This is a genomic window from Clostridium formicaceticum, from assembly GCF_001854185.1.
Taxonomy (GTDB): Bacteria; Bacillota; Clostridia; order Peptostreptococcales; family Natronincolaceae; genus Andreesenella; species Andreesenella formicacetica.
This window is the reverse complement of sequence record NZ_CP017603.1, coordinates 1,301,017-1,327,389: the sequence shown is the minus strand read 5'-3', so window position 1 is coordinate 1,327,389 and position 26,373 is coordinate 1,301,017. Positions and strand designations below refer to the sequence as shown.

Sequence of the window (26,373 nt, the reverse complement as noted above, 5' to 3'; positions counted from 1 at the left end):
ACTCGACGCCAAGGGGGACTGTCTCCTTGGCTCCCTGCTTCTTTTGTTTTAAATCATAAGGATGTTTCGTTTCGAGACGAGGGAACAGTATCTTGTCCCCTCGTCCCTTCACTTTTTTTGAATTACGCTAATCCTTTACCTTAACTTGAACTTGAATCCTTCTATCTATCTGCTAATAGCATTAATTTTGTTGGTTCCTGTAAACTAGCGCTGTTTGTGTTTCTTATTCTAGTAAATTCATGTTTTGAAGCGTTATATTCTCCTATAAAGAGTTTGCTGCTATCAACATTGGCGTAGGATCTGGCGTCAAAGTTAATAGCTAGGTTTCCTGCCTGCAGCATTCGTCTAATAGCTGTGATATCTTTGCCCACCTGTAGGTTGAAGTCGATGCTATAGATATTAGAAGCCCTTCGCTGTGTTCTAGGTACTGCTGAGTAGAAACCTTCTGCCTCCTGTCCGCTTACTTTCTCGAAGATAACTTGAACATGAGCATCTTCCATGTTGCCAGTGGCCCCCTGTATCACCTCACGGGTATACAGACTATTAGGGGTAAAGCTAAAAGTAGCTCTGCCATCGGTGATTATCAGCCTTCTATTTAAAGTCGATAAAAGGGAAACAGGGATAGCTATGATAAACTTATCATGGTTGCTATACTGACTCAAAGAGAAGTCTAATGTATATGGTGTATTACCAGTAGGGATTTGTTCTGTACCTATGGTTTTTACAAGAGCCCCATCTACTACCTCTTCTTTTCCTTCTTTTCTTAATTTTTCAGCCGTTTTTTCTAGCTCCTCTTGTTTATCTTTTAAATGATGATCTTCTTTTGAGTTTAATGTTCTAACACTGACCTCTGCAAATTCTAAGGCACTGCCGTAGCGGTTCAATGCTCGTACCATAAAATCATAACGGGTATCAGCCTCTAGTCCCTTTACTAAAAATTGTGCTCCCTCGGTATCTCCTATGAAACTATAGCTTCTATCAGTAGATTTCTTTCCATAAACTTCATATTTATCTGCAGCATTTAGCACTTCTGGGTCTGAATCAGACCATAATAACTGTACAGTTGATTCATATCCCGGAATAGCTTCTACCACCAGTGGTTTTGTTGGAATAGGAATCTGATAGTCAAAATCTTTATAAGGTTCGGAAACACCTCCGTCAGGATTAATGACAATGATATCATTGCTCTTTAGATCAAAAGCCTCTGGTAGTTTTACCTTCAGGGTTTCTTGATTTTCTACTTGGACAGATGTTGCTTCTATACCTCCGATAACAGCAACATTTTTATTGTTCCCTTCACTATCTACACCTCTTATACCTGTACCCCGTACTTCCATACCACCTGTGATTTCTTCTTCTTTGATAACTTCTCCACCAACAACTACTTTGGCTCCTGCTAGAAACATTCGTCCTGTTATGGTAACTTCTGTTTCTGTATCATTGCTGAAGAGCTTGGTTGGATTTACCGATAGTATTTTCGGTTGACTGATATAGGTATACATGTCGTTTCCTATGGCTCTACCGTAATCATAGTTTACCACTTCTATCGTCTGGGGTCCTACTTTTCCTTCAGGAGCAATAACTTCTAATGTGTTATAGTCAATGTAGGTCACATCCACCTGGGGTATAGGGATACCACCAATAAAGACTTCCACCTCCCTTGGAGCCCCAAGAGAATCCTCGTTCTTAAACTCATTTCCTTTAATCGTAACTCTTGTACCACCAATCGTTGGTCCTTTATTAGGGTTTACCAAACTAATGATAGGGTTACTGCCCTCTATAATGTACTGAAAATAATAGGGACGTCTACTTGCTCCCTCTGGAACTGTATCACCGTAGGCTCTTCCTCCATCTTCGTTAATGACTAAGATTCTTAAATAAGGTCCTATTGCATCTGTGGCAGCAGCAGGTACCGTGATCAGCAATTCATCATCATTCAGTCCTCTACTTTTTACTTCTGCCTGTTTATCTCCAATAAAGACCCTTACCCCAGCCCTAAAGTTTTGTCCTTTAATTATCAAAGGAGATCCTCCTTTAGGAGAAGCAATTGCAAGGCTAATGAGATTAGGAATCCCTTCCACATTCGTCACTTCTACATCTGTAGCAGGAATAATTTCTGTAATGATTGGAGATCTATAGGGGCTTGTATAAGTAAAATCTCCAGAAGCATTGGTACCGTCATGATTATATAGGGTAAGCCTTGTTCTTCCTATGGCTATACCAGGAGGGATCTTCACCGTCACCCTTTGAGCGTTTTCTACCCGCTGGACAATCCCCAACCTTCTTGTGACGATTAATTCAGGTACCTCAGTGCCTTTTAATTCTACTTTGATCTGCTCATCTCCCCATGCTGCTTTTGTGGTGTCTCCGTACTCTTCTGCTATATCCTGCCACGGAATACGGAAAATTGCAGCGTTTCCATCTTGCCTTGCTAATTTGAAACTGTGGGTTTTTGTACTCTGTCTTTCTAGGTAACCCTTCAATTGATTTTCCTCAGGATTTTGTGCATTATAGTTTTTATAATACAGTTTAATATTATCCCCAGAGGAAAAAGCGTCGTAGTGTACGATGATATCTCCCACCGTTACAGTAGCTTGCCCTGACAAAACATCTTGTCTTCCTTTCTCATCTCCAAAGACAACATGCAGTCCACTTTCCACAAAATCTCTCCCTACAATGGTAATTTCGTCTCCTCCTAAAATACCTCCTTGATTAGGAAGAATCTGGGTAATGACAGGGTTTCTAGAACGATACTCAAAGCCATTTTTCAAAGTAGCAGTGGCACCATCATAGTTAATAACAGTAACATCAACCCTGCCGGCTGAATTTCTAGGGGTCTTCTCGACAACAATTAAACTAGAGGTTTTCATGCCTTCCGTAGTATCATTTGAAGGCAGTACAAAGGTTATATCCTCAGGCGGTACTTTCACGCCACCAAAATACACCTCTGGTTTCACCATGTTTCCTGCATATACAGCGCCGGTGACGGTTCTAAAGTTTTCTCCTGTAATTAAAACCCTGCCTCCGCCTGCTGTACTTCCTGTATTTGGTTCAATCCTTGTGATTTTAGGGGTGTAACCTGGATTGACATAAGTATAGCCATCATATTTTGTAAAGGAACCACTATCGGTATTTTGCACGGTTACTGGAACAATAGCACTATTGTTGTCCTGAAGGCTATCAGGATAAGCTGGCACATATGCCCACAGGGTTCGACCGTCATCATCTATATCATATACCTGTGCCGTTTGGGTTCCAAAGTATACTTTTATTCCTGCTGCGAAACCACTTCCCTCTATTTGTACAATGTTTCCTCCTCTATAATCTCCTCTCCTAGGCGTGATAGCTGTGATGGTGGGATGCGTTCCTATATTGACAAACTCAAAGCCTTTAGCTAGTTTATATTTTCCAAGATCAGGGTTCACTACCTCTACATCCAGAGGTTGACCTTCAAAAAAACTGGTATCTGGATCATAGGGGTCAGGAACAATCATATAAATCGTCTTATTATCTACTACAGCTATATTGGAACTATAAGTTTTAATTGGGTTTCCATTACTGTCTTTGATTTCTTGCCCATCAAAGGGGTTTGTAAAATTTCTAGGCTCTTCTGTTATAGGAAAGTAGGTTTTATTGACGTCTTTTCCATCGATCAATACACTGGTACCTATCTTGAACTCCGGGGTAGATCCTTGATGATCTGTTTTGTAGAAATTGTTTCCTTTGATAATAACAAGACTTCCCTTACCACCTGCATTAGGAATAATTTTTTCAATATAAGGACTACTATAGGTACGTATGTATTCAAAATCATGACTAGCCATACCCCCTGTTGCAGGATTAATGATCTGCAAAAAGGTTTTTCCGGCTCTACCGACAGGAGCATTAAATTGTATGGTTCCTGCGGCTACATTGATTGTAGGATTTTGAACAATTTCTCCATCAATGGTAACGATCATATTCGGTTGAAAATTACGGCCTGTAACGGTAACTCTCTCCTGACTTCCTACCCCTACCTTGTCTGGCACTACGGAATCTATATAAGGTTCCACACTAGGCTTAGGAAGATATTCAAAAAAGTTTTGGCGAATAGCAGTTGCTCCTAAATCTCCAGTGGCAGTAGGATTCCTTACGATGACATCGGCAGCTCCTGTATAATAACCTCGTATACTATCGCCGGGAAGCGTAAGTTTTATACGGGTTCCAGTGGTACGAATCTGTCCATCCACGATGTTGTTGTTTTGATCCAAAACCGTCATAGGGATATAGTTTTCTGGGTTTTCAAACCTGTTTGCAGGATTTGATGCATCATAGTTACCATCTGCGGTGGTACTATAAAACATACCTTCTTTATTAATTACCTTATATTGTCCGTTTTTTCCAATAACCACTGTTGGATAATGAATTGTTCCATTAATGTTGCGGACATGAAAATTTTGCCCTTCTAAGGTTATAATGATATCTTTGTCATAGGGACCCTGCTTAGGTATGATATTATTAATTACTGGTGTGGTTTGGTCCGCAGTGAAGGTATAATACTTTGTCTCCCCTGCCGTATAAGGGGCTTGCTCCACTACATACTCTACCTCTTCTACAACATTTCCATTTACCCTCAATAGTACCGTTTCTGTACGAAGACGCACCACAGTTTGACCTGGTGTTCCTACAGCAGCAGTCATTGCGGTAATGTCTGTAGAGGGGGGGAGATCAGAAAGCTTACGGGTGTTGCCATCGTTATTGTTTAACCAGGTCATTTCTGTAATTTCTCCTGGCAAGCCAATCGTTAAAGAAATTCTTCTCTCTATATATCTACCGTTTCCTAAGTCATATTGTATATAAAGTACATTTTGATTATTTCCTGCTGCCTCTATCTCTTGTTGAAAAGAGGGATATTTTAGGTTTTCCTTTGTCCCCTTGCGTACGGTGACTTCTTCTTCTTGATTTATATTTTCTAGGGTGTGTACCGCCACAGCATTGTTTATCGTGATAAAATCAATACTATTTTTTCTACCTACTGGTCCTGAGTTTGGCGCCATATCCCCTACCTGTAATGTAGGATAATTCGATTCGTAATATTGAAACAATTTATTATGTACGTAGGTATCGCCAAGGTAGTTTTGAATCACAATTTGCTTTGGTCCCGCTGTCATTCGCGGCACAATTACTTCTAATCCTTTTTTATCCCCATCGTATAGAAATGTACCATCTCTTCCTTCTGCCTCTATAATGTTTCTGGTAGCCTCTAAACCTCCTATATAGATCTTTGTTTGGCTATTGGTAAGCTCCTGATGGTTTGGAGCTTTAATCCTTATTAAAGTTCCCTGTGTACCTTTTAAGGGGGAGATATCTATTTTTTCAGGGTCTCCAAGGTCTAACGGCTTAATAATGCTAACAGCTTTTTCCAATCTATAGCGCATAGTAACAGCGCCTATCCCTTTCTCAAAAATAATTCTCATGTCATTTCCTATAGGGATACGTGAACCACCGGCCCCTATTGTTACGATATCTCCACTAATGGTGTAATCCGTATCCTTCTCTAACTTACTAGGCGCTCCTGCCCCCTGCATCCAAAGAGTGTAGCCTGATAAGCTGTCAAAGTTGCTGCCCTCTAATCGAAAGATGCTTCCCGTCTCTTTTATGACGTAGGCAGGCCATGAAGGAGGGTTGATCCACTCATTTCCATTATGAATACGATCTATGTCTGGAAGGTTTTCACTGGAAATCATAAACACATTACTGGATTCGACCTCCGTTTCCCCTCCATTGTAGACCAGAGTAAGCTGAATATCCTCATCTAAGACGTTTCCAAAAAAACTTGTTAAAGTTGTAATGTTTTCTGCTGCTATATTTGCATCATTCACAACGGTTAACTGGCTAGAGGGTATCGTCCTGACAACAGTATTTGGTGCATCTTTCCTCCTTACACGAATAGCTTGTATTTGCCTAACATTATAACCATTAAAAATAACACGATAGGAGTAGGTTTTCTTATCGTTCTCTACCCTTACGATTTGTTCTACTTCTATGCTGTCAATGCTAGGGTCTATATTAGCATAGCTGTAGTCTATGAGACTACCACTGACAATCCATTGCATTATCATTGCTATTAAAAGTATGGATGCCATTTTCTTTTGCATTTTTTTCCCTCCTTTGTTTTCTACCTTTATATTCTTATATCGGCAAATTTCGCCAAGGTATTAGTAGTACATTTTACCAAAGTTAATTATGCTAATTATAACATATGTTTCCTATGCTTTCTCTTCTTTCCACTTAATTGTAATATAAATGAAAAATATGGATTATCTAACATACTGATTCGTTAAGTTATGGAAAATTTCTATAGTTTTTCCATCTATTCTCCGATATAATAGATATAAATTGAAACAAAATTTCAAGGAGGCAGACATTTTATGAAGAAAAAAATTTGTTTTTTGTTAAGTACATTGTTATGCTTTTTATCTTTTGTAAATTTTCCGGTTTTTGGTCAGGGATATAGTAGAACCATCACAGGAACCTTCACAAACATGGATATTTTTCTTAACAACATTCCTTTATATTTATCTGAAGAACCTTTTTTTTATGAAGGAGAAGTTTATCTTCCTTTAAATAACCTGGCTAGGCAAATGTACTTCTCAACCGACTATGATGAAACTACTCAAAAAATAGCCATCAATACAAATGGCACACTAAATCATCAAACATCACAAAATTTTTCTGTTGAAGCATTGCAAAGAGATTATTCTATTTTTGCCCTATCACAGAAAATTGAAAGCCTAGGAGGAGAAGTATCTAAAACTTCCTCCAACAAAATAGATGCTGCTGCTGATATAGTAGGCTATCTAGAAAATCGCTATGGGTATATACAGGGTGTCCCTGTTACTTTTGATTTTAGGAATCCCCGTGATAATGATTACTTGCTCTATATTAGCTTTGCTCCTAAAGACAGAACAGCTTTTGAAGGTATTGCTAGACGTTCAGTAGAATATTGGTTAGAAGATATCTTTTATGCTATAAGAGAATTCTACGATTTTAAAGCTGAAGTAGAAGGCTTTGTACGTTCCGGTGCTCCTTCCTATAACACTTATGTAACCTTTGAGACAAAGAATGATACTTTAGCTTTTAATTTTCGAGCTGATAACGAAAGTAGTACTGGCCCCATACAAGTTGATCGAAGAAGCCTAGAATATCATTTAGAAAAGAATTTGTCTTCTTACCACAATATAAATTTTGATTATACCGTCCGTACAAACCAATATGATATTAATTTAATTGTTTATTTTAATGACAGAGATTTCTATCAATGGGGATCTTCTAGACGAAAAAACTACTTGGAACGTCTCAAAAGAGAAATCAATTCCTTTGAAGAAGGGCTTTACGTGTATGGTACTGTTATAGATGATGCTGCTGACGAAGAAATCCTATATTTTGTTTTTGACGATGAAGGTACAATCAATTTTCATGACAATTTATCAGATAAGCCCTCTACAGTACAATCTAGACGAGAGGAGGAAAAATCTACCCCACAAGGTACCATTTTGCATCGTAGTATGAATGTTTGGTTTCTTTATCCTCAATTAGAGGTGGATGGAAGATCCTTTTCTTTGCTAAAGGAAATCTTCTTGATGGGAGACGAAGTATATATTGCTTTATCAGATTTAGCAGATGCTTTGTATTGGGCTTTTGACTATCATTCAGAAAAAAATCAGTTGCATATTCTTGATAATAACTACTATAGTCAACAGAATACCTTCTTAGAGGCTACGCTGTTGTTTGAGAAAAGAGCTGAAGAAGAAAGACTTTATGAAAATCTAGCTTCTATAAAAGAACAGGCAGAAAAACAAAAATTACTACCTTCTCATTACCAAAACATTGAAACTTCCGGTAGGATGCAATCTTACTTAAAAGATTATTTTGAAGACTTTGAAGGCATTGAAACAAGTATTGGTTTTAGCGATATAGGAGAACATTCATATCGTTTGAGGATTACTTATCCTGCCAGTGATTATGTTACATTTAAAAACATAAGGAGAAATACTATAGAAGGCTGGATTGAAGATATGTTCCATGCCATAAAAGAGTTATATGATCCCTATGCTGAAATAAGTGGTTCCATCAGAAGTACACCTTATGATGAAAATAACTTTACTTACATTACCTTCGATGTAGAGGATAGAGAATTGCTCTTTGATTTTGAGGATCATGAAAATCAAGCAACTTCTTATAGAAATCTAGATCCTCAAAGACTAGAAAGAGCTTTAGATAAAAACTTATGGCGTTTTACTGGCGTTTCTTTTAGATATGAAGTTTTACGAAACCGCAGTAATATTGATATAAATGCCTATTTTAGTAACACTAGATTCTACGATTGGGATATTTTCGAAAAAATGGATTATTTAAAAGAGTTGTTAGAAGAAGCAGAGGATGTATATGATAATTTAACAGTGAGCGGCAGGGTGATTGATGACTTTAGAAATAAAACTGCTTTAGACTTTAGCTTTAAAGACGGTAAAATTCGTTCTTATGACTTATTAAGAGATGTTGAGGATTATTTGGATAAAAATTATGGAAGGTTTACTTATAACAATAACACTTTTACGTTTACTTATAAGATTCATGAAAAGAATGATAACACCTTTGATATAAAACTAGAGGGAGACTTCTTCCAGGAAGAAAATCAGTGGAGGAATATTGCTGGTAATGACACTGGTTTACAAGCATTTGAAGCATTCCTTGTGGATGCCTTAGCATTTATTTCTAACTTCTGGGAAGCAGATGTACAAGGAGAAGTTGTGGATAAGGCTTATTCGCCTGTGATGATTAAGACAGTACCTTAGATTCTGTAATATCGCTACGCCATGGGGACAGTCCCTCAGGCACACTGGAAAACGCGTGCCAGATGGACAGTCCCCATGACTCCGCTAGTCCCCTTGGCTTCGCTACAAGCTATAAAGTATGCCTAGAGTTATTTAAAGCCATGCAGTCTCCTGCATGGCTTATTTTTCACCCCTTCTCTATGTATTTTATTCCCTTATCCCTAGGTATTATTTATTTTAATGATTTATAAAACCCTCTTAAATATATCAGCTAAGCATCAGAAAATTCTTCTTTTTCCTAACCTACGCTGCCTTAAAAACTTTTGTTACCAGTACTGTCATATCATCCCTCACTTTATTATTATTTAGATTCAGTGCCTTTTCTAATATTTTATCCGCTAAGTCCTGGGGATTTCTTGTTTCTGTACTAGCCAGGAAATCCTCCAACCACTGTTCTCCTTCTTCTTTGCTCACCTCCAGTATACCGTCAGAAACCATAACAATAAAATCTCCGTCCTCAATTTTTTGCACATTTTCATTATATTGGATATCCTTTAAAATCCCTATTGGCAAAGTAGAGGAATGTATGGTCTCTACCGTTGTCTGACTTCTCTTGATAAAACTTTGAACCGATCCTATTTTAACAAAGTCTACCCTCCCGTTACATAAATCTAATAGTGCCATATCTAAACTTGAAAAGATTTCCTCCGACGATTTCAACATTAACATAGAATTAATTGTTTTTATTGCCACCTCCCGATCAAATCCTGCCTCCATCATTTTTTCTAGCATCGTGATTGTTGCATTTGATTGGCGATGGGCTTTATCTCCTGTACCCATTCCATCGCTTATAGCCGTTAAATATTGGTTGTCCTTGATATCCATAAAGGTGTAAGTATCCCCCGATAAAAGATTTCCTGCCTTCGTCATCTTCGCAACTTTTGTGACGGCGGTATACTGATTAGCTTTCACCAAGGTGAAGCTACAGCCCTTTCCATCCCTTTGATAACTACAGGTACCGGGTTTTTTGACAAGTTTACTGCCTACTGCTTCAGAAATAACCGGTATGAAGTTGTTAATACAGCTCTCTCTATGATAACAAGGGTTTTTCTCTATCGTTATTTCTAGGTTACCCCCTTGGTGATCAGTAACCATAATATTTTTTACCGATAGACCCGCCTTATCTAAGGCTACATACAAATCATTTTCTAAATCTATATCAAAAGTGGTTTCACTACTCAAATCCTTTGCCATGTGTCGGACAGCTTCTGCCACCCCTTTGAACTGTTCTCCTACTAATTGTCTATTTTCAATAAACTGTTGTTTCCAGGTCATATCTAAATAGTTTAGCTCGTAAAGATGCGTCATTTTTTCCATTACTTTTTGAGGATGGATACAACGTTTTCGGATTTCCTCTGGTAAGCTTTCTACCTCAATACTGTCCCTCGTTTCTATTAAAACCAATAAATCTGCCATGCTTTGATAAGTGGCATTAAAATTTTTTTCCCAACAACTTCTTTTCATACCACAGTTGCTACAAGTATAATTCGCCACCTCTTGAATGAGATTTGTCAAATCATCCTTTTCGAAAATTTCATATTTGTCTGAAATTTTTTCAAAGGTTGCCGCCAACTCGTGAAATGCTCCAGAAAACTCCATGAGTTTTTCATAAGTTTGTTTTTTCATTCTTTCGCTATGACTTTGATCAGCATAAATGATACTTTTAGGATTATTCGTAAACTTTTCTAGATGCTGAATCCATGTTGCTGGCAACAATAAGAACAAAGCAAAAGCTAAAAAGATTTCTCTAAACTGAATAAACACTTCATAATATCCATTGATATAGAAGGTTAAAATAGCATTACCTATTAAAAACCCTAAACCTGTTCCAAGTTTTCCCGTATCTTTAAAAATTCCCGCTAATAAACCTGAAAATCCAAAAATTCCTATAACCACTGGTGGTATACCAGCAATGGACATGCTGGTGATTAACCCCAAAGTGATTCCCACTGATGCCCCTACTGCTGTACCTCCATTATATGCAAATAAAATGGTCAAGAGTATGGCGATACTATTTCGTAAGGACAACTGAAAAATAGATACTTCTTGAATACCTGTTAAACCTATAGCCATTAATATCGCCACACAAATAATCTCTTCTGTTGATAAAATTTTTCTGTTTTTACTTTCCAGCATGATAGGTAAGGCGTAGGATGCGATGTATACTATAACGAAAATCACTAAGGCTTCAAAGGCCACCATCATCACATCGTAAAGATAGAAGGGCTGAAAACTTAAAAAAATGATGCTCACCGTTAAGTAAGTAAATCCACTAATGAAGGCGGCTTTTAAGGTTTTTAATTTTCGTAGGTCCATCGCATACTGAAATAGTAGATAAACAATCCCCAGTGTAATGCCATAAGGAACACTCTCATAAATTCCCTTGACAGTGATAATTCCCAGCAGGGTGGTAATCCCTAAAGAGGCATATTTTCTATCCTTGTGGTTGAAGGCTGTGAAGAAACCTATGCCAAAGGGAGTAAGTCCCTGAAGAATGCCCGCTCTTCCTAATAAAAAAGCAATCATATTTAATAAAATAAGTTTTTTACTTGCTTTTAAAGATGTAAATATCGTTTTCTTTTCTCTACTTAAGTGTACTGGTAATACTGTCGGCTTTTCTGCCATGGATAAATCCCCCCAATTTAAAACTAAAATTAAAAAGTTAAACCTCCTCTTGTTTTGTTAGGGTCATTTTATCAGAGAATTTTTAAAAGATTTGTCAAGAATAGGAGACTGTTTAAAAAAACCTTTTGACAATTCCTTTGACGTTTTTGACAAGAAAATTGAAATATATGGTAGGTACTACATTTTCAATACATGATATCATGAGGCGTGCTTATAAGAAGACATGTTTTTTTGGCGAAGTCTTGTGGTTTATGAAGAAAAGTTTTATGTATAAAAATTTGCAACCTGCTATAGAATAGTAAGTTGCAAATTTTTATACATGAGTCCCTCTAGGTTATCATATTCACTGACGGTAATAGATGTTATGGCTAAATTTTTCATAATAGCTTGTAAAATCGCTACTCCTGCCACAATAATATCTGCTCTTTTAGGATGGAGACCCTTTAGTTTTTTTCTTTCTTCTATTGTGAGGCCAGTTAATTTTTCTTTTATGCTATTAATATCTTTTAAACCCAAAGAATAATTGTGAACCTTTTCCATATCATAGGGGTCAAGCTCTTGATGTAAGGCTGCTAAAGTGGTGATGGTGCCGCCTATGCCTATTAACTGTTGAATCTTTTTTTTCTTTAAACGATTAAAGGTAGTTTTCATTATCTTCTCGACGGTTTCCTGGAGTTCCCCTTCTTCCCCTATCCGCTCTGTTATTCTGACAGCACCTACATTTTCACTGATGCGTTCCTGAAGATCTGTACCCTTTCCTAAAATAAATTCTGTGCTGCCTCCCCCTATGTCTATAACAAGGGTTTCTACATCTGAATTTTCTAAACCCATCAATACTCCTCTATAGCCCATTTCTGCTTCTTGCTTCCCTGTCAGCACTTCTATAAGGATGCCTGTCTCATCAAAAGCAGCCTGAACAAAGTCCCCGCCATTCTTAGCATCTCTTACCGCACTGGTGGCAATGGCAAAAATCTTTTCTACACCGTATTCTTTGGCCTTTTTTACAAAATCTTGAAAAGCCTGAAGATTTCTTTCCATGCCTTCCTCTGTAATAAAACCCCCTTGATCTACCGCTTGTCCTATACGGGTAGTGTTGATCTCTTTTGTTCTATGTATGATGCTATTTTCTTCTATTCCCGCCAATAGTAGTCGCATAGAATTTGTACCTATATCTATAGCAGCATATTTTTTCATGTTTTCCTCCCACGCTACGCCACGGGGACAGTTCCATCGTTTTCCCTACGCTCGCTTCGGAAACGCTGGAACCGTCCCCATGACTCTGCTATTTTCATTTTTATTTCCATAACTTGTGTGTATAAAAAAAGCCAGGCTTCTCCCTGGCAGTGATTTTATATTTTATTTCTAAATCCATTGCCCTTTCGACCATTGGACTTACTTTTGGATTTTAATACTTGCATCTTTTCTTCACTTTCCTTCATAAACTTGCTAATCTTGTCATCAAAAGACATTCTCGAGGAGTCATCCTCCTTTACACTCCAATCTACTTCTACAGGTCTAACGGACTTTTTATTTTGTGCAGCAGCTTGTCGAATAGATAGACTAATCTTGCCATCCTTACCAATAGATAGTACTTTTACCTTTACTTTTTGTTTATCCTTTAGATAATCATGAATATTTTTTACGTAGTCATCTGCAACCTCTGAAATGTGTACTAGTCCTGTCTTACCTTCTCCAAGATCAATGAAAGCACCGAAGTTCGTAATCCCTGACACTGTGCCCTCTACAATCTTACCTTCCTCTGCCAGCATAAAAATAATATTCCTCCTTGAGCAATTGATTTGCAAACCAAATGATTGTAATTTGCCACTTATATTATATCAGATTCTATGTAATGACTCAAGTAGAGAGAAAAAATATTTTTACTGCTGTCCAATGTCTATAATTAACATTTCTTCTGATCCAATCATCTTCAACTGCTGTCTTGCTATTTTTTCTATATACTCGTCATCATTGCTGATTTCCAGCTGTTGTTGCAGACTCTCAATATCTCTTTGGATTTCTTCTACTTGTTGTAAATAGCTAAGTTCCTGTTGCTTTAGCCACTCCATTTCTTGTTTTTGTTGATACAGTGTAATCATCATGTAACAACCCACCAAACATAATACAAGGATTCCTATTCGTTTTGTTTTATTACTTCTCTTTTTCTTCTGCACAACAACACCCCTTGTTTACTTTTTCTTAAAATAGGTAGAGATGTTTTTCTTGGTTCTTTCCATCATTCTCCCTGGTAGTTTAAAATATTTCTTTGTTTTATAGTATATAGGCTTTGTTTTTCTTTTGCAATAGGAACAGGGCACCTCTATTAGACATAATCCTACATGAAATGGATACATGATGATTTGATAGAGGTCATAAAGAAAGCATTTTATTATTCTCGATAAAAATAATATGCCCTTTATAACAATATGACTTAAAAGGAAGGTATAGGTGGAGGCACCTATTAAAAATCCTAGAAAGTTATAAAATCGCAAAGCACCTTGATTACTGATAATCAGTACATAAAAGGCCACAATCGATATGATCATCCAAAAGAAAAAATCTTGTATAAAAGTGGCGATTTTTTTTGGATGAAAAATTCTTCTAAATATTTTATATAGATCGTAGATAAAGCCGATTAAAATTCCCCCATAGATGGTGGCCAACAGTATGTAGGTTTCTTGTGATATGGAAATCATGATTTCACCGCCTTGTAAATTAATATTAAGGACTTATAGTAATTATATTCCTTCACAGCTTGTTTGGTGACTGTCTCATAAAAAAACTGCCGAAGGATTTTTCGGCAGTTATTTAAAAATTTTATTAAAAAAACCAGAACTTTTGGCTGTCAAGGTATCTCTGCTACTGTAGGTCATAGCGTGAACTGTGCCGGTGATGGCTACCTGGCCTTCCTCTAGATTTAATTTTTTTACATCCAGACCCTCTCCCTTGATTGTAATGACTCCTGCTATAGTATCTACTACGATTAGTTCACTGTTGAAATTATTAACATGTTCTACCCCAGAAACAGAAAGTTTTTCTCTGTTTTCTAATATAAGACTATGGCCTTTAAAACGATTGGTTTTCCGCTCCTCCATCATATCACCCACCTTTAGCTAAGATGCTTTTCCCTTAATTCCAGTGTATTCCAAAGGATTCGTCCATTATGTATAAAATATTTTTTATAAAATAAAAGCCGCAACTGCGGCTTTTATTCCCATAATTTTATGACTTCTATGTCTTTAAAATAATGTTTCACGATTTCCTCTGCACTTTTTCCTTCTTCCGCCATTTGATAGGCGCCCCATTGACTCATACCTACACCATGACCATAACCTGTACCGGAGAAGGTCACTTGATCTCCTTCCACTGAGATATCTTGTAATTGCGTAGATTTCATTCTTGTACTATCTAGTGCCAACCTGAAGGCTGGTGCCATGACAACAGCTTCTCCAATTTGTAGTTTATAGGCCCTTCCGGAAGGACCGGTTTCTACCACTTCAATGCTATTAAAATCTCCCGGTTCCTGTCCTGTGGTTTGAACGGCTTCAATAATCTCTGCCTTTGTAAAGGTTTCACTCCAATTGACATCATCCTCTGGTGCTTTCTCTGAGTCTGGTGATTCAACGGAATGAATATAAGGTGGATCTTCCTCATCTAGTCCCAAACCTTCTACAGCCATAGCTGTTTGTCCTGCTGCATGGGCATGAAACCATGCTTTAATATATCCATTATTATGTACAGCCACTTGCCCTCTTGTATCATTGATGGCTTGTATGATCCTCTCATTGATTCCCTCATCATTCCATGCCTGAGCTTCTTCAATATCTGTAGATACATCTGCTCCTTCGTACTTGGAACCTCCTATATCTGTAACAAACTCCATAACAAAGGTTCTAGCTAAAATAGCTTGCGCCTTTAGGGCCTCCATCGGCCAATCATTTTGCATCTCTCCTGCTAATACTCCCTGTAGATACTCTTCAAAGTCCATTTCTCTAGATTCTTCAGTCTCTACAATATGTACCGTCAATCTAGGCTCTTGTCCCTCTCCTTGGCTGATAGATTCAGGAATTTCCGGAGCTTCTTCTGTTCTCTGGGGTGTTTCCTGCCCTTCAGGTCCTTCTGGACGTCTTTCAACCCGACATCCTGCTAATGTTACTATCAACATAATCACCAATAGTAATACCCCGTATTTTTTTAATCCTTTCATAGGAATCCTCCTTATAAAATTTCTCTAGATTTTGCAAGTTTTAGATGTTCTTAGTATTTGAGATAAAAGGGATTCCTATGCAAATTTTTCGTTGATATACCTTGAACGTATGTTTGTTTTTGTTCCTTGAAATTAAATGTTTATGGTATAATATACCTATCCTCCATGAAAGGAGGTGAGTATAATTGTCCCATCAAACAAAAGACAAGATAGAATACATAGTAAAGTTTATTACCGCCATCGCAGCTCTCATTACAGCAATAGCTACCTTAATCAATGTTCTAAGATGACAAAAAAAGAAAAACAGGTGCCACCCACCTGTTTTTCTTATGAATACAATTGTCCCATCTGCTACACTAAATACTTCTTGTATTAATTATAATATACCATTTTCTATAATATTATGCAACAAAATCATGCTTTTTACTCAACCAACCGAAACATTTCCTTCGCTTCGTCCTTTTTCACATGTTCAGAAACCTGTGTAATCTCTGCTTTTAGGGAACGGTCGCCAAACTGTATTTCTATTTCATCACCTATGTTCACTTCTGTTCCCGGCTTCGCTGTTTTTCCGTTGATAAAAACTCTGCCTTTTTCACAAGCTTCTTTAGCTACTGTTCTTCGTTTTATGATTCTTGAAACTTTAAGATATTTATCTAAACGCATTTAGCACCCTCCCCTCACTCCATTATAAAATAAAAATCAGGGTCAGCCCTGATTTTTATTAATCATTCATTTTTTCTTTTAATGTTTTACCTGCTTTAAATACAGGAGCTTTTGAAGCTGGAATATCTATTACTTGTTCAGGATTTCTTGGATTTCGACCTTGTCTTGGTTTTCTCTCTCTTACATCAAAAGTACCAAATCCTACTAGTTGTACTTTATCTCCTTCTACTAATGCTTCCTCAACACTTTCCATAAATGCATTTAACGCAAGTTCAGCATCCTTTTTAGTTAATTGACTTTTTTCAGCTATTCTTGCTACTAATTCAGCTTTATTCACTTAAATTACCTCCTTCGTATTTTAAAGTACGTATAGCATATTCTCTGAAAGTTTGCAAAATCCTTCTTTTTTACTAATATTGCTCACATTTTTTCAGCTTCTTTGCTTCGCTTTCTCCCATAGTAAATCCATTTCTTTTAGCGTCATCTCCTCTAAAGTTTTTCCTTCTTTAGCCGCTGTCATTTCTATGTACTGAAACCTATTGATGAATTTTCTACAAGTAGCGTTTAAAGCATCTTCTGGATCTACTTTTAAGAACCTACTTAAATTTACTGCTGCAAAAATCAAATCTCCTATTTCCTCTGAAAGCTTAGCAGCATCCTTCGCTTTTTCAGCCTCGAGGACCTCTTGTAACTCTTCTTTTACTTTACTGACAACATCCTTTAGCTCATCCCAGTCAAAACCAACATTTGCTGCTTTTTTCTGAACCTTCACCGCCTTCAACAAGGCTGGCAATTCTTTTGGTATCATTGTCATAGAATCTGCTATACTTTTAATTTGTTTTTCTTGTTGTTTTTGTTGTTCCCACGTTTGCAGTGCTTCTTTTGAGGTATCTGCCTTTACCCCTCTAAAAACATGTGGATGTCTAAAAATCAGTTTTTCGCAAATGCCCTGTACTACATCTTCCATGGTGAAAACATTTCTTTCCTTTGCAATCTGACTATGAAATATTACCTGTAGCAGCAAATCTCCTAGTTCTTCCTCCAGCAATATATCATCCTTTTTATCAATTGCCTCTAATACTTCATAGCTTTCTTCTATGAGATAAGGCTTCAGACTATCATGAGTTTGCTTGATATCCCAAGGACAGCCCTCTTTACTTCTTAATATTTCCATGATTTCCACCAAATTATTCACATTATAGTATTTTTTTTGTTCCGTGTCAATCCCTGGTATATAAAGACTTGTAAGATAATCAATCCAATCTAGGCGGTCTAGCATGTAAAGAGGTATTTTTTCTATCCTTTGGAGTTGAGGAATACCAGCATTTTTCACTACAAATATCTCCTGTTCATCCTCATAATAGTTCATTAGTCTTAATTTCACCTCAGAAGCAATCAGGGGATCATAAACCTGGGTAATAATATTGGCAATGGCTGTATCCGGTTCCTGCTTCTCTAGCTGTAGGCCATCTAGTAACTTGAATCCATTAACAGGGTCCACTTCTAATGCCATAAACATGGCATCTATAAAACTCATGGCAGGATATACTATCTTTTCTATCTCTTTTTCTTTCCTACAGGCTTCTATTAACATCTGCACCGTATTTTCTGCTACATAAGGATGTCCCGGCACCGCATACAAAATATCCTCTCTTTTTGCTTTGTTTACAAGGTCATCTACAATATGCTGGTATACTTCTTGAAAATCTTCTTTTTCCTCATAAACAGCATCAAATGTTTGATACACGATGCCTTCTCCCTTGAGATAAGCTACTACAGGATGCTTTTCTGTCCTGAGGTATATTTTTTTATGTTGTTTCATGGCTGTTAATGTAGCTAAGGTTAAGTGTTCCTTCGCCCCAGGTCCTAAGCCCACAATAGTAAGTTTGGCTATCTTAATCACTCCCTTCTTAAGGTACGTATAGATGCGCGCTTCTAAAGTTAAATTTTAAGGGCACACATCTATATACGCCTTTGAACTTGAACTTTAACTTTAATGCATAAGCTTCAGTTTACGGAGCAACTTTAATAGTTTGCTGCCTCCTGGTAATAGATCAAAGTCTTCTTCAATAATCGTTTTTGTTTTTAAAAGCATCACACCATAAACAGCTGCTCCTATAGCAATAGATATCACAGTAGAAAGACTATTCCCAAGGAAGTTATATAGCTGTCTGTAAAGAATAAAAACAACTGCTCCCATAACTGTTACAGATAAAACTGGTTTTATAATAAACTGTTTTGGCTCAAAAGCCACCTTTGTCTCTTTCTTTACTGCTATAAAGTTTAAAAGAAAAGCTACAAAGTAAGCAATCACAGTTCCTATCGCAGCACCTTTTACATTTAAAGCAGGGATTCCTGTTAATACATACGTAGTAATAAATTTAAACCCAGCCCCCACCATGAGGTTTCGAACAGGAATATCAGGCTTTCCTAACCCCTGTAGTACACCTGTCAAAGCTTGTAGTGGTGCTAAAAAGGTTACAGCAAAGGCTAAGAATAAGAGTATTCTACCTATGGTAGCTGGTTCCCTAGGATAAAGCATTGCCATAATCGGGGTAGATAATACCGCCAATCCTGCAGATGCTGGTAAACCAATCAGCAAAGCTACCCGAAGAGCTGACCGTATATCTTGTCTTGCGCTATCCCAGTCATTTTGAGCCGCCGATTCTGAAATTACCGGCACGATACTGGTAGCCAATGCCAGCGTTAATACTTGTGGCAGATTTACAAGTGCAGCTGCCATCCCCTGCAGCTGTCCATATAAGCTATTCGCCTCTTGATAGCTAAAACCTGTGGCCTGCAGCCTTCTTAATACTATAAATGTATCTATCATATTAATGAGTGGCATTACAGCCGCTCCAATCGCAATGGGGATAGCAATTCTTAAAAGTCTTTTGATAATCTGTTGAGAAGTTTCTTCTTCAGCATCAATAGCCTGTCCCTCTAAAGGCAGAATATTGTTTTCTCTTTTTTTATAAAGGAATGCCATCATGCCCAGAGCAGAAGCGGCTCCTATAGAAGCACCGAAGGCAGCACCTCCTGCTGCATAGATTACGCCAAATCGTCTTAAAAAGATATATGCTAAGGAAAAACCAAACAATACCCTAGCTGCCTGTTCTATTACCTGAGAAACAGCGGTAGGCATCATATCCTTCATGCCCTGAAAATAACCCCTAAAAGCGGCTAAAGCAGCAACAAAAAATACCGCCGGCGCCAGTGCCACTACTGCATAGTAGGCATTTGGACTTTCAAACACATTGTTTACTAAAAAGGTAGTTAGCAGCGCTAAAGCCACCGATCCCACAGTCCCTAAAGCTAATAGTAGGTAGAAGGAAGTCTTAAAAACCTTATGAGCCCCCTGATAGTCTGCTCTCGCTCTCTTTTCTGATACTAATTTGGATATAGCTGTAGGAAACCCAGCAGCAGTAAAGGCCAGCAAAAAATTATAAACCGTATAGCCTACTTGATAATAGCCCATACCTTCTGATTCAATAATATAGCCCAAAGGGATTCTAAAAAACGCTCCCATTACCTTTACAATCATTCCTGCAGCTCCTAAAATAACTGCTCCTTTTAAAAAGGTATCCTTCTTCATTATTCATTCCTCCATATACTACTTTATGCTTTATTGCTTTGAAGATTAAGTCCCTGAAGAACACAACTTAATAATTTCCTAATTGATTATAACAAACTTTTACTAAAAAAAACAGCCCCGACATTGCGGAGCTTTAACATTTCTATTGTTCCATTTGTTTTGACAAGAAGGATGCAGCTGTTGTAGCTATTTTTTTCTCAACTTCTCCCATATTCACGCCTTTGTTTTTAGAACAAATAATCACTGTTCCTATGGGATCTCCCTGAGTGACAATAGGGGCTATCACCTGAGCTGTATATTCCCCTTCATCTCCCTCATCAGAAGCGATTGGGTGCATCTGCTCTCCTTCGTTAAATAATGTTGTCTCTCTTTCTTCCATTATTCTCTCTAAAGCCTTACTTATACGTTTTTCTAAGTATTCTTTTTTAGAATGACCAGCTACTGCTATAATCGTATCCCTATCAGTTATAATTGCAATGTGTCCTAAAGCTTCTTGTAAAGATTCTGCATACTCTGTAGCAAATTCACTTAATTCTCCTATAGGAGAGTATTTTTTTAGTATAACCTCCCCTTCTCGATCTGTAAATATTTCAAGAGGATCTCCTTCTCTAATTCTAAGAGTTCTCCTAATTTCCTTGGGAATTACTACTCTGCCTAAGTCATCTATACGTCTTACTATTCCTGTAGCCTTCAATATGATTCCCTCCTAAGTTAAAGTAAAATTTTAGTGTAATCATAGTATTTTACCAATCTTTGTTTTTTATTCATTGGAAGGATTTGCTTTTTACACAAAAAAAAACAGGTATCTTTAATACCTGTTTTTACCTAAAATTCTTCTCTTTTATTAATTTCTGCTTTTTCTATCAATGCTTCAACGTGCTCTTGATATTCTTGCTCCTTTAAAAATTCAATTAAATACAATTTAACATCTTCATATTTTTGGGTCTCCCGAATAACATCTTCTACCAGAATAATGTGGTATCCAAATCTAGTTTCCACAATATCGCTAACTTCCCCTGGTTCTAAAGCAAAAGCTGCTTCCTCAAACTCTGTTACCATTTCACCTCTACCGAAGTATCCTAAATCTCCTCCACGTTCTGCTGCCCCCGGTTCTGTAGAATACTGAGCCGCCAATGCAATGAAATCTTCTCCTTCTTCAATCTTTTGCAAAACTTCCTTCGCTGTATCTAGTTCCTCTACAAGAATATGTCTTGCACTTACCTCCTCCTGTATAAAGAAGGCTGGATTGTCGTTATAATAAGCCTCAGCAGCTTCTTCAGCAATTTCAAGATTTTCTATAAAAAAATCTCTATATTTGTGAAGAATGATATCTTTTTCAATTTGTTGCTTCATATAGGCTTCGTCTATATTATTTTCCTCTGCAAACTGTTGAAATGATTCATTTTGATCCTTAAAAACTAAATACGGTTCATAAGCTGCTTGTATTTCTTCTTCTGTAGCTGTAATATTATTTTTTCTTGCCTCTTGAATAAGAACTTCATCTGATACAATTTTGTCTAAAAGCTGCTTTTTTATGGACTCTAAAAGTGTGACACCTGTACCCATATCTTGTATCAATATTTCCGCCCCGAACTGTGCTTCATAGCTCATTCTTTGTAATGCTAGGGTTTTTTCAAATTCTCCCATAGATATACTGTTACCATTTACCACTGCTACAGCATCCTGTGGTATCTTAGCAGTACTAGAACACCCTATAAAAAATAAAGCTATCATAAGTACAGCAGCTATTACCACCATAAATTTTTTACTGTTTTTTAAAGGCATTTTTATTCACTCTCCTTCTGTCTATCTTCTATTATAGCTAACTGGCAGCCTTTTTTAAACCACTAATTTTTTCTATTAAACCCTTTATGTCTAACAACACCTTATATTGATCTTGTGTCTGTATTTTGTAAGTGATATAAGGCTGCTGCCCCCCATGGATCGTTACCTTCCATCGATAGCTCTCCATAACTTCAACAATATTTTCTGGTCTTAGTACCTTAGCTTCTCTAAACTGTATACGGATACTTTTCTCTTTCTGAGAAATATATTGGATTTTTAAGTTCTTTGCCAAGGCTTTAATATAAGAAATCAGCAGTAAATTCCTTACACTTAGGGGAATGTCTCCAAAACGATCTTCTATCTCTTCTTCAATAGCATACATATCTTCCTCGTTACGAATAGAAGCTATTTTCTTGTAAATCTCTATTTTATGACTTGGATTGGAAATATATTTTTCTGAGATATATGCATCTACATTTAGCTCCATCATCGTATCTTCATATTTTTCTATTTTTTCTCCCTTTAGTTCTCCTACCGTCTCCTCCAATAACTTCACATAAAGATCATAACCAATGGAGGCCATGTGACCATGCTGTTCTGATCCTAATAAATTTCCTGCTCCCCTTATTTCTAAATCCCTCATAGCAATTTTAAACCCTGATCCAAATTCTGTAAACTCTTTAATGGCCTTGAGACGCTTTTCTGCTACTTCTGATAAAATTTTATCTTTTTCGTATAGAAGATAAGCATACCCTTGGCGATTGGACCTTCCAACTCTGCCCCTTAACTGATATAACTGAGAAAGTCCTAATCGATCTGCATCTTGTATAATGATGGTGTTGACATTGGCAATATCTAAACCAGTTTCTATAATGGTGGTACATACCAGCACGTCATATTCTCCATGATAATACTCCAACATTAGCTTTTCTAGCTGCCTTTCACTCATTTGACCATGGGCTACCCCTACCCTGGCTTGGGGCACTAAACTTCCTAATTTTGCTGCCACTTGATGGATTCCCTGTACCCGATTGTAAACATAATATACCTGTCCTCCTCTAGCCATCTCTCTTGTAAGAGCATCTGTAATTAAGGATTCATTATAGGAAGCTACATAAGTCTGTACAGGGTATCTTTCCTCTGGAGGGTCTTCAATCACACTCATATCCCGCACGCCAATCATAGACATGTGCAGGGTTCTAGGTATAGGGGTGGCTGTTAAGGTTAATACATCTACAGATTTTTTCAGCTGTTTTAATGCTTCCTTATGCTTTACACCAAATCGCTGTTCCTCATCTACGATCAATAATCCTAGGTCCTTGAAAACAACATCCTTTGATAAAAGCCTATGGGTACCAATCAAAACATCTATATTCCCCGTTCGTACACTTTCTATGGTATGTTTTTGTTGCGTCGGTGTCCTAAAACGACTTAACATCTCTACTGTTACAGGAAAACCAGAAAAACGTTCCTTAAAGTTATTATAGTGCTGTTGCGCTAATATGGTGGTGGGTACTAAAACTGCCACCTGCTTACTGTCCATAACACATTTAAAGGCACCTCTTATAGCCACTTCTGTTTTACCATAGCCTACATCACCGCAGAGCAACCGATCCATAGATCGATCTACTTCCATATCTTTTTTCATTTCTTCTATACACCTTATCTGATCCGGGGTTTCTTCATAGGGAAATAAATATTCAAATTGTTTTTGCCAATCGGTATCCCTTGAGAAGGCATAGCCTTTGCTTTTTTCTCTTTCAGCATAAAGCTTTAAGAGATCCTTAGCCATATCCTCGATGGCTTTTTTTGCCTTTGCCTTCGTTTTAACCCATTCTGTGCCTCCTAATTTGTTGAGCTTTGGTGCTTTATCATCAGCACCTATATATTTTTGAATTAAATCCATCTGATCGGTAGGAAGATAAAGATTATCTTCTCCGGAGTAACGAATTTTTAAATAATCCTTTTTTACGCCCTCCACCTTTAATTCTTCGATACCTATATATTTTCCTATACCATGCCCCTCATGAACCACATAATCCCCTACCTGAAGGTCTATAAAAGACTTTATAGGGGAAGTATCCTTCCTCTTTATCTTTTGCTTTTTCTTTTTATACGCCCCGTAGATTTCATAGTCAGTGAAAAGGATATATTTTATATCTACATATTCAAAACCCCGATGAAGGTTTCCTTGAAGAATGACTACTTTACCCTTATGAGACGCCTTAGCATCGTCTTTTACAAAAAACTCTGTTAACACCTCTTCTTCCCTTAATAACTCCAGCAATTTCATTGCCTTTTCCTTTGTAGTTGTCACAATTCGAATTTCATAACCTTTTTGTTGCAGTGAACTTATTTCTTTTACAAAATGATTCATTTTACCATAAAAAGATTGAACTGGTCTAGAGATAAAATTAATAATTTTTTTAGGCTGTAAATCTGGATGATTTTTGGGTAGAAGACTGGAAGTCACCAAAGATCGGTCTTTTAATCTTTTAATAATTTCTTCATAGTTAAACAAAAGGTGTGCTTGATTAGGTAATACTTCTCCTCTTTCTAAGAGGGTTTTAAAGTTTTCCCTGAACTCCTCTAGATATCCTTTTATCTTTTCCTTTCCTCGATCCGGTTCGTCTACAATAACAATAGCTTCCTCCTGAAAATAGTCTATCAAAGAAGCTGCTTTTTCATAGATATAGGGTAAAAACTTCTGAATTCCTTTAAATCTTCCAAGGTTAGAAAGTCTTTCCACTGCCTCCGCTATTTTTCCCTGCAGCTTTTCTCCCGCAGCAGGGTCTAGTTTTTTTAAGGTGTTTTTTAGTTCCTGTGATAGTTGAGGTACTGTTTTTTCGTGGTGATTGACTTCTATAATAATTTCTTTAGCTGGATAAACTGTTATTTTTTCAATTTTTTCTATAGATTTTTGTGTTTCTACTTCAAAGTACCGAATTGAGTCTACTTCATCATCGAACAGTTCGATACGAATAGGATTTTCTTCTGCTGGAGGAAAAATATCAATAATTCCCCCTCGAATACTGAACTGTCCCTTTGTGTCTACTCTTTCTACTCTTTCATAATCCTGCAAAATAAAGTTTTCTGTCACCTGCTGGAGGTGAATACGTTGTCCCACGGTAAAAGCTAGTTGATATTTTTTATAGATATCTACAGGAGTAAGTTTTAATAATAGTGCATCAATAGATGCTACTACAATGCAAGCTTCCCCCCCTACTAACTTATTCAAAGCCTTTATTCTTTCTTCACTAACCTCTTCGCTGGTGGCTTCTACATCATAAAATACAATATCCTTTGTAGGAAAGAAAATGGCTTGATCTTCAACATAAAACTTTAAATCTTGATAAATTTGTTGTGCTTCTATTTCACTATAGGTCAGCAGACAAAGCTGTCGCCTTAGTCCTTTATATAGCCCATAAGCAACATGCCCCCGTTGAGAATCATCTAACCCATGAAGGCTTACCGAAGATTTTTCTTCCCTCAAGGTTTGTGCTAACTGTAGATATTGCAATGAGTTTTCTAAAGGTGATAATACTACATTCTTTTTCATATTTTGCACCTGCTTTTACAATTTTTTAACTACATACCAATTCCATCCACTATGGAATATCCAAGATACCAAAATTGCTATAAAACTAATGTTTGTTTTTGTATAGGTTAGATAAGTAATCATGCCAAAAAAGCTATGGCTTAAAATACTAGCCACAGCAGCCCACTTTCCTATTTTTTTTGATGAGGTAAAAATATCGTAAATTCCTTCTATACAGCCAAAAATAAAATGGGTTCCTATAATACTGGTTTTAAGGGAAAAGGCAAAGGTGGTTTTCGCCATTTCCTCTAATAAAGGTACTAATACTGTGAGACCTTCGTCTTGAAAGGATTTTAATATGATCTTATTACATAAATAAGCAACCAGTGCCGACAATATACCTGCTATAAGTATCATGATCTATTATAACGATTCATAGCTAGGTCTATACCTTCTTTGACAATGGTCTCCACTGCTTCAGCAGCTTTCTCTACAGTTTCCCTCATAGAAGTCACTTCTTCCTTTGAAAATCTTCCCAAAACATAATCCGCTAAGTCCCCAAACTTTGGTTTTCCTATGCCGATCCGTACTCTCGGGAAAGCATCAGACTGCAGTAGATAAATAATGGACTTCATACCATTATGGCTACCAGCACTGCCCTGCTGACGAATTCTAAGGGCTCCTACTTCTATATCAATATCATCATAAATAACCACCAAGTTTTTCTTGTCTATTTTATAGAATTCCACCATATCTCGAAGGCTTTCTCCACTTAAGTTCATGAAGGTTTGAGGCTTTGCCAATAAAACCTTTTCTCCTCCCCAAAATCCTTCTCCGTAAAGCGCCTTATGTTTTAACTTGTTTACCTTTATGCCATGACGATGGGCTAATAGGTCTATGGTGTCAAAGCCTATGTTATGTCTTGTGCCATCGTACTTTTTACCTGGATTTCCTAGTCCTACAATGATGTGCATTTTTAATAACCTCCTATGCACCCTTTTGTTGAATCTAAACGATAGACACACGCTTTTAAAGCTAATTTTTCAAATACACGGTCTGCGGTTTCACCTAAAACCGTGGGCTA

At 37.2% G+C, this 26,373-nt stretch carries 18 protein-coding genes; 1 reads left to right on the top strand and 17 read right to left on the bottom strand.

The genetic code is table 11. The features are described 5' to 3' along the window. Nucleotides 1–161: 161 nt before the first annotated feature. Entirely contained in the window at nt 162–6,137 is a 5,976-nt protein-coding gene (locus BJL90_RS06185) for an IPT/TIG domain-containing protein (RefSeq protein ID WP_070965419.1), read from the bottom strand. 273 nt (nt 6,138–6,410) lie between these two features. Between BJL90_RS06185 and BJL90_RS06180 the strand changes: the two genes are divergently transcribed. After that, complete coding sequence (locus BJL90_RS06180; protein ID WP_070965416.1) at nt 6,411–8,834, top strand: hypothetical protein; 2,424 nt, start codon at nt 6,411–6,413, stop codon at nt 8,832–8,834. Nucleotides 8,835–9,116: 282 nt separating this feature from the next. Here the strand turns inward: BJL90_RS06180 and spoIIE are convergent, their stop codons facing one another. From spoIIE to pth, 16 genes are all read right to left on the bottom strand, one after another. After that, nucleotides 9,117–11,498 carry a stage II sporulation protein E gene (gene spoIIE, locus BJL90_RS06175; protein ID WP_070965413.1) on the bottom strand — a complete coding sequence of 794 codons (2,382 nt, stop codon included), beginning with the start codon at nt 11,496–11,498 and terminating at the stop codon, nt 9,117–9,119. A 288-nt stretch (nt 11,499–11,786) separates the two neighbouring features. Then, nucleotides 11,787–12,692, bottom strand: coding sequence for a Ppx/GppA phosphatase family protein (locus BJL90_RS06170; protein WP_070965410.1), 906 nt, complete (start codon nt 12,690–12,692; stop codon nt 11,787–11,789). A 155-nt stretch (nt 12,693–12,847) separates the two neighbouring features. Next, on the bottom strand, nt 12,848–13,267 hold the full coding sequence (locus BJL90_RS06165; protein WP_070965407.1) for a S1 RNA-binding domain-containing protein: 420 nt from the start codon (nt 13,265–13,267) through the stop codon (nt 12,848–12,850). 111 nt (nt 13,268–13,378) lie between these two features. Further along, nucleotides 13,379–13,672 carry an FtsB family cell division protein gene (locus BJL90_RS06160; protein ID WP_156778720.1) on the bottom strand — a complete coding sequence of 98 codons (294 nt, stop codon included), beginning with the start codon at nt 13,670–13,672 and terminating at the stop codon, nt 13,379–13,381. Nucleotides 13,673–13,687: 15 nt separating this feature from the next. Further along, nucleotides 13,688–14,194 carry a spore cortex biosynthesis protein YabQ gene (gene yabQ, locus BJL90_RS06155; RefSeq protein ID WP_070965401.1) on the bottom strand — a complete coding sequence of 169 codons (507 nt, stop codon included), beginning with the start codon at nt 14,192–14,194 and terminating at the stop codon, nt 13,688–13,690. Between the two features lie 108 nt (nt 14,195–14,302). Then, the gene (yabP, locus tag BJL90_RS06150) at nt 14,303–14,593 is read right to left on the bottom strand and encodes a sporulation protein YabP (RefSeq protein ID WP_070965397.1); all 291 of its coding nucleotides are present in this window, start codon (nt 14,591–14,593) and stop codon (nt 14,303–14,305) included. 113 nt (nt 14,594–14,706) lie between these two features. Continuing rightward, entirely contained in the window at nt 14,707–15,705 is a 999-nt protein-coding gene (locus BJL90_RS06145; RefSeq protein WP_070965395.1) for a SpoIID/LytB domain-containing protein, read from the bottom strand. Nucleotides 15,706–16,128: 423 nt separating this feature from the next. Further along, nucleotides 16,129–16,371 carry an RNA-binding S4 domain-containing protein gene (locus BJL90_RS06140; RefSeq protein ID WP_070965393.1) on the bottom strand — a complete coding sequence of 81 codons (243 nt, stop codon included), beginning with the start codon at nt 16,369–16,371 and terminating at the stop codon, nt 16,129–16,131. A gap of 58 nt (nt 16,372–16,429) precedes the next feature. Then, nucleotides 16,430–16,708 carry an HU family DNA-binding protein gene (locus BJL90_RS06135; protein WP_044824624.1) on the bottom strand — a complete coding sequence of 93 codons (279 nt, stop codon included), beginning with the start codon at nt 16,706–16,708 and terminating at the stop codon, nt 16,430–16,432. A gap of 93 nt (nt 16,709–16,801) precedes the next feature. Further along, on the bottom strand, nt 16,802–18,274 hold the full coding sequence (gene yabN / locus BJL90_RS06130) for a bifunctional methyltransferase/pyrophosphohydrolase YabN (protein ID WP_335617821.1): 1,473 nt from the start codon (nt 18,272–18,274) through the stop codon (nt 16,802–16,804). 90 nt (nt 18,275–18,364) lie between these two features. After that, nucleotides 18,365–19,966: a putative polysaccharide biosynthesis protein gene (locus BJL90_RS06125; protein ID WP_070965390.1), complete on the bottom strand. Its 1,602-nt coding sequence runs from the start codon at nt 19,964–19,966 to the stop codon at nt 18,365–18,367. A 142-nt stretch (nt 19,967–20,108) separates the two neighbouring features. Beyond that, entirely contained in the window at nt 20,109–20,660 is a 552-nt protein-coding gene (gene spoVT / locus BJL90_RS06120) for a stage V sporulation protein T (protein WP_070965387.1), read from the bottom strand. Between the two features lie 131 nt (nt 20,661–20,791). Further along, on the bottom strand, nt 20,792–21,751 hold the full coding sequence (locus BJL90_RS06115) for a peptidylprolyl isomerase (protein ID WP_070965384.1): 960 nt from the start codon (nt 21,749–21,751) through the stop codon (nt 20,792–20,794). A gap of 37 nt (nt 21,752–21,788) precedes the next feature. Then, nucleotides 21,789–25,310, bottom strand: coding sequence for a transcription-repair coupling factor (mfd, locus tag BJL90_RS06110; protein ID WP_070965382.1), 3,522 nt, complete (start codon nt 25,308–25,310; stop codon nt 21,789–21,791). A gap of 15 nt (nt 25,311–25,325) precedes the next feature. Further along, nucleotides 25,326–25,706, bottom strand: a complete 381-nt coding sequence (locus BJL90_RS06105) for a hypothetical protein (RefSeq protein WP_070965379.1) — start codon at nt 25,704–25,706, stop codon at nt 25,326–25,328. Further along, a complete protein-coding gene (pth, locus tag BJL90_RS06100; protein ID WP_070965376.1) occupies nt 25,703–26,263 on the bottom strand; it encodes an aminoacyl-tRNA hydrolase in 561 nt (186 codons plus the stop codon). The genes BJL90_RS06105 and pth overlap by 4 nt, the downstream gene beginning before the upstream one ends. Nucleotides 26,264–26,373 lie beyond the last annotated feature (110 nt).